This window comes from Planococcus glaciei, from assembly GCF_900099655.1.
GTDB lineage: Bacteria > Bacillota > Bacilli > Bacillales_A > Planococcaceae > Planococcus > Planococcus glaciei.
In genome coordinates this window covers 74,050-87,437 of record NZ_FNDC01000002.1, presented here as the reverse complement: position 1 = coordinate 87,437, position 13,388 = coordinate 74,050, and the positions used below count along the sequence as shown (strand labels likewise).

Here is a 13,388-nt window from a genome sequence, read left to right as displayed (position 1 = left end):
ACAACAGAATGGGACTCACTCTTTCAATACAAGCAAGTCTTATTGTAATCCTTTTTTTCAAAACCTGCACCAACAAAATTCAATAAAAAAAGAAGTGCCTTTGAAGCGACAAAAAGCTTCAAAAGCACAGCTTTGCAATTAAGCCATTTTATTGTAAAACGTAACGAAATTATCGACGACCTGATCCAAAAAGCCAAGCGTTCCGGAATCGGTAATTTCGTTGTTTTCATTCAGTTTCTCGTGGACCGATCCGATATAAACTTCATTCCCCGGCAGCAGCATCGGAGACAACGATGGATTCGACAACACTTCCCGCAAGTGGATTTGGGCACGCACACTGCCCAGCACACCCATCGAAGACCCTACGATAAACGCCGGTTTTTCACGGAGCACAAAGCCGCCGCGCGAAAGCCAGTCGATTGCGTTCTTTAAGGAACCGGGAATCGAGTAATTGTATTCCGGAACCGCAAAAAGAACCGCATCCGCGCTCTTCACTTTGTTTCTGAACTCGACCACTTCCTGCGGCACATTTTCTTCAATGTCCGGGTTGAACAGCGGAATGTTGTTGATGGTTACCGCTTCAATATCCAGACGGTCTGCATAGCGCTCCTTCATAAACTCCACCAGCCTCAAATTCATGGAGCCTTCTCTCACACTTCCGATAATTGCTGCCACTTTAATCGCCATGTTATTCTCTCCTCCCAATCCAGTTATCAAAAAATTCCTTTTAATTAAATTACTCTTCAGCTTCAGCTTAACATGGCGCGATTTCATTCTGGGCAGAAAATGCTTCAAGAACATAAAAAAGGGCCTTTCCTCCCTAATAATTTAGAGAAGAAAGACCTTACAGAAGTTTAGTTGTTGATGTATTTTTCAAAGACATCCCCGAAATCTTTCACATGGTACTGGTTGCGTACAGAAGTCATCCATGTAAAGCCAAAATCGGTCAATTTCGAGTACTGGACGTCCAAGGCCACATCATTCGGCCGGGAGTTTTGCAGAACCGTTACCGCTTTATCCAAGCTTTGGTTCGCCATTGAAATGATGATTTCATTTTCATGCGTCATTTCAGCAATGCGCAACAACGATTTGTAAAGATCCTTCAAGCGCTCAATCTGGTTTTTCTGCACATCGATTTTAAACGGAATTTGGCCTAACTTAAATCCGATTTCGATGTCCAAATCGATTTTTCCTGCTGTCTCCATCACTACGTCTGAAATCGAGTGCTGGGAATACGGATAGCGTTTCAATGTGCGCTTCGACGACATTGCACTGTCACCGTCTACATGGATTAGCGCCAGGTTGGTGAAGCAATACTCATCCGCTTTCGTCTTGATCAAGAAGAATATTTTTTCTTGGTCTTCGTGCATGACGTAATCGTCTGCATCGGTCTTGTCATAATCCTGCGGATCAATAATTTTTCCGACATCCGATAATCCTAGTGCGTCTGAAGCCATTTTCTTGAACATATGTATAAATTCCTCCTATTGGAAAATAATAGATTCTATTTATCTAACAGTTTATCAAAAAAATTGGCCATCTACACCAATAACTGAAAATATTTAAAAAAGGCGGGAACCACAGAAAATAATTCCGGGATTCCTGCCTATCAGCTTGTTATTTATTGAGCTTCCATACCGAATAGTTAAGGCCGAGCGCAAAACCGACCCACCCGATATACGGCATCATCAGGGATCCTGCCAATTTGTCCTGTTTGTAGAATTCATAAGTGGTCCACGTTACGGCCCCCAGCAGCAACGCCATTTCAACAAGGGCCGTCCCCCGCAATCCCCATTTGAAAAACAGGAACGACCAAAGGAAATTCAAGCCGAGCTGGATGTCATAAGGCACATCCGTCCGGGTTTTCTGGTTTTTCAATTCCGCTTTTGCATCTGCCCGGTATTTGGCAATTCCCATGGTCGTATACAAAGTGGTCCAGACTGTCGGGAAAAGCCAAGGCGGCGGCGAGAAAGACGGCTTTTTCAGCTTTTTGTACTTTTCCTGGGTATTCTTGTTGGCAAGAGCTCCGATAATCGATCCGCCGACAACCGGCACAAGAATGTCCACGGCCAGTTTTTTGCCATCCAGTTTTCCATTTCCTTTTGCAATCTCCATGTTTTCTCCTCCTATTTTAGTCGTGTGTTCTTTTCTTTCCTCTTTCCTGTTTCCGGAAAAATAAACATTCAAAGAGGTCGCTTCCCTGTTCTTTTGACTGCTTAACGGTTTAGATTACAAAAGCTGAAAGTTTTACAATCAATTATTTTTACAACAACTACTAAAGCTTTCAATTTGGCGGGATGATAAAATACCGATTAAGCAAGATACAGTGAAAGGTGTGGAAAAGAGATGAAAATAGAATTAATTCCAGTCACAAGAGACAATTGGGAAGACTGCCTAAACTTAAAGGTCAGCACTGAACAGAACCGGTTTGTGCCGTCTGCAGCAGTCTCTTTAGCGAAGCCGTATATTAAGCCGGACGGTGACCTGGTAGAATACTTGCCATTTGCCATTTACGAGGGGGAAACGATGGTCGGTTTCATCATGCACGCTTTTGAGAAACAAACGGTTGATATGTACTGGATCAACGGCTTTTTCATTGATGAACAACATCAGGGAAAAGGATACGGCAAGGCCGCTTTAGCTGAAATGATCCGCTGGATTGCCGCTCATTCGCCGCAGGCCCGGGAAATGCGCTTGATGGTCTACCCGGAGAACCAGCGCGCCCGCAGCCTCTATCTCAATTTCGGTTTTAAGTTAACCGGCGATTTCCACGGCGAAGAAGAAGTGCTGGTTTTCCCCCTCAGCTAAATGGCGGTTTCATTTAAGCAATAAAAAAAGGGGCTGTCCCATAAGTCGAACAATAGACTTATGGGACAGCCCCTGCTTCTAATAAAGCCTAAGGGAATACTATTGCTCCTGTCTCTGCATCGCTGCGCTAGCTTCGAGACATGAAAAACCGTTGCATCGCTACGCTAGCTTCGTCGGAAAGGAGTTGTCCCAAATTGCTTTTGGGACAACTCCTTTCCGGTTAATTGGCTCAGGCTGTTTTCAAGATTTTGCGGCTTCGGCGGCTGAGCACCAGCCAAAGCAAGATATTACATAACACCATAAATCCTCCCAATACCTCCATGCTGGTCATGAAGGTCTCCGTTCCATAAGCTGATGACATGGCTTCCCGGAACCCGAGAAGCGCGTAGCTCATCGGCACGAAATCATGCACTTTTTGGAAAAAGGAGTTGGTCAGTTCGACCGGGAACATGCCGCCGCTTGCGCCCAGCTGCAGCACCAGTATGATCATCGCCAAGAAACGGCCCGGGTTCCCGAGCGTTATGCTCAAGAACATGATCAGGAACATATAGGCGAGCGATGTGGCAATGGAAATGGCAACAAATTCCGCGATATGTTCAACTTGCAAGTTAAACCCGAACAGCATGATGGCGTCGACAATTAGTGCAGAAGCTGTCGCTTGGATAAAGCCGAGCGAAAACTTGCTGAACCACCAGGCAGCGCCTGATGTCGGGCGTCCCGCTGGTTGATTGAGCGGAAATACCAGATTAAACGACAACGCCCCGACATAAAGCCCAAGCGATAAGATGTAAGGAGCCAGTGCATGGCCATAGTTCGGCACTTTGCTGAGCTGGCTTTCTGTAGCAGAAGCCGGCGCCGCTATCATTTCATAATTGTCATCCGTCAATTGAGTGCCGTTTATTTCTTCTGCGCCTTCTTCCAAACTTCCGGCCAGCTCATTAGAGCCCGCTTTCAGTTTTCCGATTCCAGCACCGAGTTCGCCTGCACCTTCCTCAAGTGCCCCGGCTCCTTCGTTCAAGCTGCCGGCTCCACCGGAAAGGCCTTTCGCGCCTTCGGCTAATGCCGGTACGCCGTCTTTTAAAGCAACGGTGCCGTTTGCCAGTTCGTCTGCACCGGATTCAAGCTGTGCAGAATTCGCAGCCAGTTCGTCCGACCCCTCTTTCAAACGGCCTGCCCCTTCTGCTAGCTCCGCTACTCCGTTTGTATAAGCCGCAGCTCCCTGAGTGAGTGAAGCAGAACCGGATTGCAGGGCATTGGCTCCGTCTACAAGCTCATTGGACCCGGAAGCAAGGGACGAAACGCCTTCATTCAAAGCCGTGCTGCCTTGTGCCAGGCTATCCACTGCTCCAGCAAGCTGTGGAAGCGTGGCGGCCATTTGGCTCGTCCCTTCAGTCAATTGGCCGCTCGCTGCAGAAGCTTCTGCAAGGCCGTCATTCAGAGAACCCGCCCCTGGAATCAGTTTTGCGCTTAACGCCTCGCGGATAGCCGCGTAGCCGCCAAGTGCCTTGCTCGCTCCAGGATTGACCTGGGCAACAGCGCTGTTTAAGCCTGCCGTTAACTCAGGCAAGCTGCCAAGCGATTGGTAAGCTGGCAGGATTTTCTCGTTCAAGCCCGCTGTTGCTGCTGACAACTTAGCGCTTAGTGCTTCGAGATTTGCCTGCTGGTTCGCAGCCTGTGTATCCGCGCTTTGCTGAACCGCCGCAGCCAGTTCCGCCTGGAGTTCAGGCGTCAAGCTGTTGTAAGCCTCTGTATTTTGCACAGCTTCCACTGCGCTTGCTGAAGGCGCATTCTTCAGTTCTTCCAGGATTTGCTGGGCTTCAGCCAGATTGCCCTGCAGTTCTGAAACGCTCCCGCCAGAACTGCCGCCAGATGCAGCCGCATTCAGCTTAGCTGCATTTTCCTGGATACCGGCAAGCCCTGCTTGCAGCGCTTCAATTTGTCCATTGTCCGGCAAACTGCCTTGCAAAGATGCAAGCCCCTGCTCCAACGAGGCACTGCCTGCCTGCAATTCCTTCAGGCCTGTATCGAGCCCTTTCTGTCCGTCGGCCAATTGCTGCACGCTTGAATTTTCTCCGGCCAGCTGGCTCGTTTTCGCTTGCAGTTCGTGTAAGCCTTGATCCAGTTTTCCGCTGCCGCTTTGGGCATCGTATAAACCGGCGTTCAATTGCGCCGCTCCAGGGACGAGCGCTCCGATGCCATTGGCAAGTTCTTCAGACCCCTGAACGAGCGCTGTTCCATTTTCCGACAATTGGATACTGCCGTCAACCAGTCCCGCTATGCCTGACTGCAAACTGCCCACTCCGGAAGTGTAAGCAAAAACCCCTTCCCGAAGCTGTCCGGCTCCAGCGCTTAACTGGTTGACCCCTTCGGCGAATTGGCCGACGCCCACTTCGAGCTTATCCGCACCATCACGAAACGTCAAAGTTCCGCTTGCCAGTTCACTTAGCCCAGCTGAAAGCCGATTGTTTCCTGTTTGAAGGTCACCCGCTCCAGCGTAGAGCTGGCCTGCACCTTCTGACGCTTCGTTCATGCCTTCGCCAATCGTTTGGATTTGGCTGAATACCGCCTGCACATATTCTTTCGTGACACTTTCTGAAATCTGTTCCCGGATATCCGCAGTGGCCTGTTTGCTGACTGCTTCAATAAAAAAGCCGCGGCCCGGATTCGTTTCATATTGGAGGTTCATCGGCTTCGGCTGCATCCCCATAGCAGTGGTTGCATTAAACGAAAAATCTTCCGGAATGGTCAACGTCATAAAGTACTTGCCTGCTTCCATTCCCCGCTCCGCTTCTTTGGCATCTGTAAAATGCCACTCCAAGTCTTCATTTCCCTTTAAATTATCGACCAGTTCTTTCCCGACGGATAAAGTTTGCCCTTCAAATTCTGCCGCTTTGTCTTGATTGACTACAGCTACCGGCAGCCGGTCGGTTTTGCCGTATGGATCCCATGACGATCCCAGAAAAAATCCGCCATAAATAATAGGAATAAACATCATGACAAGCATCGTTCCGATCAGCAGCGGCTTAGAAAACAGCTGCTTCCATTCCTGTTTAAACATCTTCACTTTTTATCATCCTGTTCTTTATTCAATACATCGCTTAAAGTTTCCCGGTTCCAGTTGAGCGTCGGCAAGTTTTCCACGCCAAATCCTTCTTTCAGCAAATCGGCAGCCGTCACTTTCGAAAAATACTCGACGAGCAAGTTGTCGCCCTGAGCGAAAACTTTGCGCAAAATATTCTGGCCGCGCTCGGCATATTGGCCGTCTTGAAAAGCACGATTGATCAAGCCGCTGTCCGGATACATCTCAATCGGCCCTTCCATTGCTTCTATTAAATCGAGCATTGTAATTTTTTCTACGGGTTTCGCGAGTGACACGCCGCCGTTTGTTCCCGGTACGGACATAGCGATTCCTTGCACTACCAGCTTTCTGGTGATTTTTTTCATATAAGATGGCGACACATCCAACCGCCTGCTAATTTCGTCTGATGCGAGCGGCGCGCTGCTTTCTTGGGTCGCAAGCAAAACAATAATGCAGATGGCCTGTTCTACACCCTTCGTTAATTTCATTTTTACCACTCCAATTATATACTTTTTTTATCCATTATAGATAAATTATATCCACAAACAATTTAACACGATTTCTTTAAGATTACAAGAAAGGTCTCGGATTTTCGCCATAAAAAAATACGGAGCTGTTTTCTCCGCATTTTTATGTGAGGTTTGCTTGTTTATCCACTTTGTACGTAAACTCCACCACAGCTGATTTTCCTGCAGCTACCCGAACACTGAATTCCACTTCGCTCGTGTTTTTGACTTCGTAGTCGTGGGTTGAAGATTCCATTTTCCAAAGCGGTTCGTAGATGGCGTGGCTGATGTCGATCCGGATATTTTCTTGTTTTCCGTTCCGCAATTCATAGCGATGCGTTACATATTCGAATCCATCGCGTTTTTCACGCGTTGTTTCCCGGCTCTCCGAAATGACATCGAAAGCTTCTCCAATCGTTAAAGACAATTTTCCTTCAACCGGAGTGTGGCCGATTGCATCTTCTCCTGTAAACTCCATCTCTCCATCCTGATCGGCTTCATAAACTTTTACCATGCCTGTAGGCAAAGGAATTCCCAATCCATTCTTTTTTGTGTTAGCCAGCAGCAGGCAAGCTCTTGCATGCTTGCTTCCCTTTTCCACTTTATAGGCTTTTTTGAAAGCAATTCCTTCGACCGACAAAAAACGGATTTGCTTGGATTGCCCGTTCAATAAAACCACGTTAGGTTCGAGTGCATACACATGGGCATCGCCAAAACTGCGCTCTTCAAAAGGCTCACGTATGGGCATATTTTTTGTGAGCATCATACCGGCTTCTTCATATAACTGATTTGGTCCTTGCCGATTTATCTGGCCTGCAACCAATTTCAATCGGACATCGTGAAAATTGATGCCCGTCTGGTTATTGGCACTAATCCACCCCGCCAGACTAAGCACTTCTCCCTCGATTTCCACTATATAAATTGCTTCCCAACCGAGTCCCCCTGTTAAATATGAGACATGCACCTCCTCATTTAACGGCCCGGGCGCAGTCTTCCAAGTGACAGACGGCTTCATCTTTGCGCCTTCCGGCAATGGCGGCAAAATCAATTCACCGGAAGGATTTAACAAGATCTCCTTGGTCTCGATGCGTTCGCCGATCAGGTTGGGAGACACACTCAATAAGCGCATTTGAGTTTCTTCTCCCATTTCGAAGTTGCGGACAGTCACCACATCCCCGATATACGATTCGAGCAGCCTTCCGCTGGCTAAAAGGCCCGGATCAAAACTTTGTTCCGCTGCGGCTGACCCGTGGATAACAATGGAACCGGGTTCAATCCGTTCTGCCACATCCAAAAAATGCACTTCCTCTACCGCAGAGTCCGACATAAGCCTCCGTACTTCTTTTACAGCTGCAAAGCCATCCATATACAGTGTCAGCCCCAGAGATTGCCTATCGTTTTTAGTGGATTGAAATTCCATCTCGACACATCCTTTAAACAGCAGTTTTTCCCTACTTACCGCTAGTTTAACATCTAATGCCATAAATTAAATATTTTTTCTGATAATTTGAGTTATATGCCTTTCGGTTGTTAACGTCGGCTATTGCCCTTCCTACAAACGCTACCGAAATTCGAAAAACTGCTTTACACTAAAAACAGGAGGCGAACGCCATGACCCATAAAATGTTTGCAAGCGACAACAATTCAGGAATCCACCCAGCCATTCTCGAAGCCATAGCAGAAGCCAACAGCGGCCATGCCCCGGCTTACGGCGCCGACTCTTATACAGCGGACACCATCCGCAAATTCAAGGAACATTTCAGCGAAGACTGCGAAGTGGCCCTTGTGTTTAACGGCACCGGCGCCAATGTCACCGGCTTGAAAGCGATGGTGCGCTCCCATCAGGCCATCATCTGCACGAATGGCGCCCACATCCATGCCGATGAAGGCGGGGCTGCCGAAGGCTTTATCGGCGGAAAACTGCTGACGGTTCCGTCTGCTGACGGCAAGCTGACAGTCGACGGGATTGCCGAGCAATTGCACCATATCGGCAACCAGCAGCGCAGCCAGCCAAAGGCTGTTTCCATTTCACAATGCACCGAACTTGGAACCGTTTATACCATCGAAGAAATCAAGGAAATCACTTCTTTTGCCCATGCCAATGGCTTATATGTACACATGGACGGCGCCCGCCTCAGCAATGCAGCAGCCCACCTCGGCTGCAGCTTTAGGGAAATGACCGTGGATGCCGGCATCGATATGCTGGCGTTTGGCGGCACCAAAAACGGATTGATGCTTGGCGAAGCCGTGGTGTGCTTCAATAAAGAACTGGCGTCCGAACTAACATACATCCGCAAACAAGGCATGCAATTGGGGTCGAAAATGCGTTTCATTGCCGCACAGTTTGAACGTTTGCTGACGGACGATTTATGGCATAAAAACGCAAGCCACGCTAACCGGATGGCACAGTTGCTGGCAGCCGGCCTGCAGAAATTTCCGGATGCCGCGCTCACCCAGCCGGTTGAATCAAACGCCGTTTTCATTTCCCTGCCTAAAGAGCAAATCGGCCAGCTCCAGAAAACTTATGCCTTTGCCTTATGGAATGCAGCCATTAATGAGATCCGGCTGGTGACTTCGTTTGACACCACCGAAGAAGACATTAAAGAATTTCTTTCCCACGTCGAAAAAGCCTATTCCTAAACACAAGAAAACCACTTCAGCGATTGAAGTGGTTTTTTAAATACGCAATGACCGCTATTCGGCAGCTTTCCGACAGCGGAGACTTTTTAGGGTGCACCAATTCTCCGTAAAGCAAGTCATCCAAAAACCTGACTTCTTCCCGGAACTGGCTGCCGGTTTCCGCATCCCGTACTTCCAGTTCAATGTAAAGCGAGCTTCCCTGTTCTACGTAATCAATGATGGAAATTTGGTGTTTCATTTATCCGACTCCTTTTTATTAGTTTATGAGCGACTCTGAGGCGGATACGAGCGGCTTCACCGGTTTTATGAGCGACTTTCCACCAAATACGAGCAACTTCTAAGATATACGAGCTTCTCGGCCTGCGCGGCCCAAAAAAAGGCCCAAAAGCTCCATAGCTTTTGGGCTCTTCTCTTTTAAAATAATCCTATCGCTTTGCCGTCTGCTCCAACGTCCATCTTCAAGGCAGCCGGCTGCTTTGGCAAGCCGGGCATTGTCATGATGTCGCCGGTCAGGCAAACCAGGAATCCTGCTCCAAGTTTCGGCATAATTTCGCGGACAGTGATTGTAAAGCCTTCCGGCCGTCCAAGCAATTTCGGCTGATCCGATAAGGAATACTGGGTTTTCGCCATGCAAATCGGCAACTCATCCCAGCCGAACTTCTTCAATTCCGCCAATTGCTTTTGAGCGGCATCGGTCAATTGGATATCCGCACCGCCGTAAACTTTCTGTACGATTGTCCGAAGTTTTTCTTCTACGGAATCGGTTTCGTCGTAGAGGCGTACAAAGTCTTTCGGCCGCTCCAGTTCCTGCAGGACCAGCTTGGCCAATTCCAAACCGCCTTTTCCGCCTTGTTCCCAGACATTCGTCAACGCGACCTGGACACCTTCGGCCTCGGCCCAACTGAAAATTTCAGCAAGTTCAGCGTCAGTATCCGTAACAAAGCGGTTCAAAGCAACGACCGGCTCGATGCCAAACTGGCGAACGGTGTCTACATGCTTCGCTAAATTGACCATGCCGCGTCTTACCGCTTCATGGTTTGCTTCCGCCAATTCCATTTTCACTATGCCTCCGTGCATTTTCAATGCTCGTACGGTTGCCACAACGACCACTGCATCCGGATGGAAGCCGCCTTTGCGAGATTTGATGTGCATGAATTTCTCAGCGCCCAGGTCCGCCCCAAAGCCGGCTTCCGTCACGACAACGTCAGCCAATCTTCTGGCTGTCTGGGTGGCTATAAGCGAGTTGCACCCGTGGGCAATATTGGCGAACGGACCGCCGTGGATAATCGCCGGCGTCCCTTCAATGGTCTGCACCAAATTCGGTTTAAAAGCATCCTTCAATAGCAGCGCGAGCGCACCTTCAACGCCCAAGTCCCTCACCATCACCGGTTCTTTCTGGTATGTGTAGCCAACGACCATCAGGGACAAACGCTCTTTTAAATCTTCTAATGAGGTCGCCAGGCACAAGACGGCCATGATTTCAGAAGCGACCGTTATATCAAATCCGTCCTGCCGGGGAACGCCTTGCGCAGGGCCGCCGAGGCCGATCGTCACTTCACGGAGTGCCCGGTCGTTGATATCGAGCGCACGTTTCCAGGTGATGCGGCGGGGATCAATGTTCAGCGCATTGCCTTGGTGCAAGTGGTTATCAATAAAGGCAGCCAGGGCATTGTTTGCCGACGTAATGGCATGGATATCCCCTGTAAAGTGTAAGTTGATGTCTTCCATTGGCAGCACTTGCGCAAATCCTCCGCCCGTCGCTCCGCCTTTTACGCCCATCACCGGCCCCAAGGATGGTTCGCGCAATGCGACCACAACGGATTCTTCCAGCTGTTTTAATGCATCCGCCAGTCCAACTGTCACGGTTGATTTCCCTTCCCCGGCCGGCGTCGGGCTGATGGCAGTGACCAGCACCACTTTCCCTAGGTTCTCTGCAGGCGGCAATAAATCGACATTAATTTTTGCTTTATAATTTCCGTATTGTTCAAGTGCTTCGCCCGGAATTCCCGCGCGCTCAGCGATTTCTTGTATCGGCAACATTTTTGCATCCATAGCTATCGATAAATCCGTAAATGCCATTCATTCCCCAACTTTCAAATTTTTCTTTTATTATAACCTGCAAGCGCAAAAAACAAAAAAATAACCGTCCCTTGCATCAGCAAGAAACGGTTCATTGGAAACATTATTGTTTTTTTGTCAATTCTAGTTGCTTTTCTTTGTTAGGCTCTTCGTCCACTTTAAACTCTTCGGTTACATCATCCATGATGCCTTTTGTGGAGTTTTTGAACTCTCTCAAGGTTTGTCCTGCTGCACGCCCCAATTGCGGCAATTTAGCCGGTCCAAAAATAACCAAAGCAATGATAAGGATTAAGATTAATCCTGGTACGCCGATATTTGGCATAAGGTTCCCCTCCTGTCCGTAGTAATATTATTCTTTTAACGCCATTTCTGCAACTCTTTTGTTTGTGCGTTTCAGCGTCCAGCTTGAAATGATGATGCTGAATTCAAACAAAACGAGCAGCGGTACGATGATCAAAATATCCGATATGAAATCCGGAGGCGAGATCAGAACCCCAAGGACTACAAGCGCGAAGTAAGCCACTTTCCGCATTTTCCGCAGCGAGGCTGGGGTCACGATCCCTAATTTCGTCAAGAACATAATGACGATCGGCATTTCAAACACAATGCCCACCGGTATGACCAGATTAAACAAAAAGCTGAAATACTGATTCATCCCGTACGTTTCGGTTGCCCCGATGGATTGGTTGATGTTCGACATGAAATTCAACATCATCGGGAACATGACGAAATAACTGAAACTTACCCCAGCCAGGAATAAAAAGAAGGATGCCGGAATGAACCATGCAGTCCCTTTGGCTTCCGCTTCTGACAGGCCGGGTTTGACAAACAGCCAAATCTGGTGCAAGGCAATAGGCAGCGTGATTAAAATCGCCAACAGCAACGCACACTTAAAGTAAATCATGATTCCGTCCGTAAAGCCGAAAACGTTCCATTCGACATTTGCGGCGGTCGGCTGCATTTTGATAAAGTTTAAAATTCTCGTTGCAATCGCAAATCCAATGCCGAGAGAAACGACAAAGGCTAGGGAGATAATGACCAGGCGTTTTCTTAACTCGGTTAAATGCTCAACAACGGTATATTCCTGCTCCATATTTGTTAACCACCTATTTTTGCTAAATATAAAAATTCAGTCACTGGCCACTACATAACAGCTGCACGTTAACCAAACCATTCAATCGTCTTTTTGGCCTTGCTTTTAAAGAAGAGCTTTTGCGCTTCAATTCACTAGTTATTATACGCTACACAGCTTATTTGTAAATCATATAGCCCGTATTTCAGCGAATTAACAAAGTCAGGTGTGAACAAAATGACAAAACATCCCAACGTTCTTACTTCTTAAAAAACAGCCTGAAGACTTCCGCTTATGCTTCGCGATTAGAAGCGCTTTTCAACAGCAGGAGGCACCGTTCAACTCGTTCAAACGGCGCCTCCTTTATTAGAATACGGACTTACGTCATTCCTACTTTAGCTCTTCTTTCTTAACAACCACGATTTTATTATCCACACGTTCTTTTGTTTCCGCTTCTTCCGTTGTTTCATCCATCAACCCTTTGGTTGAGCTCTTGAACTCGCGCAGCGTCTGCCCTACGGCTCTTCCGAGTTGCGGCAACTTGGCTGGCCCAAAAATAAGCAGCGCAATAATAAGAATCAGGATCAGTCCTGGCACACCAATATTCGGCATTCTGTTCGCCTCCTTACTAAAAAATTCTTTGCTTTTTACCTATAACATTTTGCCGTTTTAAGGGCATGGCTTTAAAATCTGCAACCGTAAAAGAAGACAATTCTAAAGTTGGATAAATGAAAACTAGCGATTGACGTTTGATTGCAAATGTTATTATACTCTTCATTGACGATTTGTAAATCATATACTTATGGTTATCTATTATTTTTTAAAAGAAAGCGGGTGAATAAAATGACAGAATATCATAACGAGGAATTGAGATTAATCAACCAAATGCTGTTGGCTATTTTTCTAATTACGGATTTTGCCTATTTTCTTTTTTTGCACAACTCTCCTTTCCCATGGTTCGCCTTGGCAGGCACTGCTATTGGACTAGCCATTATTGTGTTTTGCTGGTCCGGTACCAAATACCTTCTTTTTAACATTATGCTTTTATTAAGCGCCGCTGTATTTTCTCTGGCATATAATTGGAGCTCTATTTTTTGATGCACCGAATTCCTCTTTAAGGCTTCCGCAAATGCGGAAGCCTTTTTTTCAATCCTCTCCTTTTCCTATTCATATACAAATGGTTATCAAAGGATATACATATTGA

14 protein-coding genes are annotated in these 13,388 nt (G+C 47.4%); 3 read left to right on the top strand and 11 right to left on the bottom strand.

Features of this window, described 5'->3' with window-relative positions; translation table 11 throughout:
• Positions 1-138: 138 nt before the first annotated feature.
• From BLQ32_RS03775 to BLQ32_RS03765, 3 genes are all read right to left on the bottom strand, one after another.
• The gene (locus tag BLQ32_RS03775) at positions 139-687 is read right to left on the bottom strand and encodes an NADPH-dependent FMN reductase (protein WP_175557067.1); all 549 of its coding nucleotides are present in this window, start codon (positions 685-687) and stop codon (positions 139-141) included.
• 167 nt (positions 688-854) lie between these two features.
• Positions 855-1,469 (bottom strand): PH domain-containing protein, encoded by a 615-nt coding sequence (locus BLQ32_RS03770; RefSeq protein WP_036810778.1) that lies wholly within the window; start codon positions 1,467-1,469, stop codon positions 855-857.
• 148 nt (positions 1,470-1,617) lie between these two features.
• On the bottom strand, positions 1,618-2,115 hold the full coding sequence (locus BLQ32_RS03765; RefSeq protein ID WP_074509181.1) for a TspO/MBR family protein: 498 nt from the start codon (positions 2,113-2,115) through the stop codon (positions 1,618-1,620).
• A 231-nt stretch (positions 2,116-2,346) separates the two neighbouring features.
• Between BLQ32_RS03765 and BLQ32_RS03760 the strand changes: the two genes are divergently transcribed.
• Positions 2,347-2,808: a GNAT family N-acetyltransferase gene (locus tag BLQ32_RS03760; RefSeq protein ID WP_074509180.1), complete on the top strand. Its 462-nt coding sequence runs from the start codon at positions 2,347-2,349 to the stop codon at positions 2,806-2,808.
• 229 nt (positions 2,809-3,037) lie between these two features.
• Here BLQ32_RS03760 and BLQ32_RS03755 read toward each other — a convergent pair whose 3' ends face one another.
• From BLQ32_RS03755 to BLQ32_RS03745, 3 genes are all read right to left on the bottom strand, one after another.
• Positions 3,038-5,866 (bottom strand): YhgE/Pip domain-containing protein, encoded by a 2,829-nt coding sequence (locus BLQ32_RS03755; RefSeq protein WP_244890318.1) that lies wholly within the window; start codon positions 5,864-5,866, stop codon positions 3,038-3,040.
• A 2-nt stretch (positions 5,867-5,868) separates the two neighbouring features.
• Positions 5,869-6,375, bottom strand: coding sequence for an RrF2 family transcriptional regulator (locus BLQ32_RS03750; protein ID WP_074509178.1), 507 nt, complete (start codon positions 6,373-6,375; stop codon positions 5,869-5,871).
• A gap of 142 nt (positions 6,376-6,517) precedes the next feature.
• On the bottom strand, positions 6,518-7,813 hold the full coding sequence (locus BLQ32_RS03745) for a DUF4139 domain-containing protein (RefSeq protein WP_074509177.1): 1,296 nt from the start codon (positions 7,811-7,813) through the stop codon (positions 6,518-6,520).
• Between the two features lie 191 nt (positions 7,814-8,004).
• On the opposite strand from BLQ32_RS03745, the gene BLQ32_RS03740 reads away from it, so the two are divergent.
• Positions 8,005-9,033 carry a threonine aldolase family protein gene (locus BLQ32_RS03740; protein ID WP_074509176.1) on the top strand — a complete coding sequence of 343 codons (1,029 nt, stop codon included), beginning with the start codon at positions 8,005-8,007 and terminating at the stop codon, positions 9,031-9,033.
• A gap of 16 nt (positions 9,034-9,049) precedes the next feature.
• Here the strand turns inward: BLQ32_RS03740 and BLQ32_RS03735 are convergent, their stop codons facing one another.
• The 5 genes from BLQ32_RS03735 to tatA (BLQ32_RS03715) form a co-directional block, all read right to left on the bottom strand.
• On the bottom strand, positions 9,050-9,271 hold the full coding sequence (locus BLQ32_RS03735) for a hypothetical protein (RefSeq protein WP_074509175.1): 222 nt from the start codon (positions 9,269-9,271) through the stop codon (positions 9,050-9,052).
• Positions 9,272-9,447: 176 nt separating this feature from the next.
• The gene (locus BLQ32_RS03730) at positions 9,448-11,112 is read right to left on the bottom strand and encodes a formate--tetrahydrofolate ligase (RefSeq protein ID WP_074509174.1); all 1,665 of its coding nucleotides are present in this window, start codon (positions 11,110-11,112) and stop codon (positions 9,448-9,450) included.
• 103 nt (positions 11,113-11,215) lie between these two features.
• The gene (tatA, locus tag BLQ32_RS03725; protein WP_036802885.1) at positions 11,216-11,434 is read right to left on the bottom strand and encodes a twin-arginine translocase TatA/TatE family subunit; all 219 of its coding nucleotides are present in this window, start codon (positions 11,432-11,434) and stop codon (positions 11,216-11,218) included.
• Between the two features lie 27 nt (positions 11,435-11,461).
• A complete protein-coding gene (gene tatC, locus BLQ32_RS03720) occupies positions 11,462-12,205 on the bottom strand; it encodes a twin-arginine translocase subunit TatC (protein ID WP_036802883.1) in 744 nt (247 codons plus the stop codon).
• 369 nt (positions 12,206-12,574) lie between these two features.
• A complete protein-coding gene (tatA, locus tag BLQ32_RS03715; RefSeq protein ID WP_074509173.1) occupies positions 12,575-12,796 on the bottom strand; it encodes a twin-arginine translocase TatA/TatE family subunit in 222 nt (73 codons plus the stop codon).
• Between the two features lie 231 nt (positions 12,797-13,027).
• Here tatA (BLQ32_RS03715) and BLQ32_RS19800 point away from each other — a divergent pair, with 231 nt between their 5' ends.
• Positions 13,028-13,282 carry a hypothetical protein gene (locus BLQ32_RS19800; RefSeq protein WP_175557066.1) on the top strand — a complete coding sequence of 85 codons (255 nt, stop codon included), beginning with the start codon at positions 13,028-13,030 and terminating at the stop codon, positions 13,280-13,282.
• The last annotated feature ends 106 nt before the right edge of the window (positions 13,283-13,388 follow it).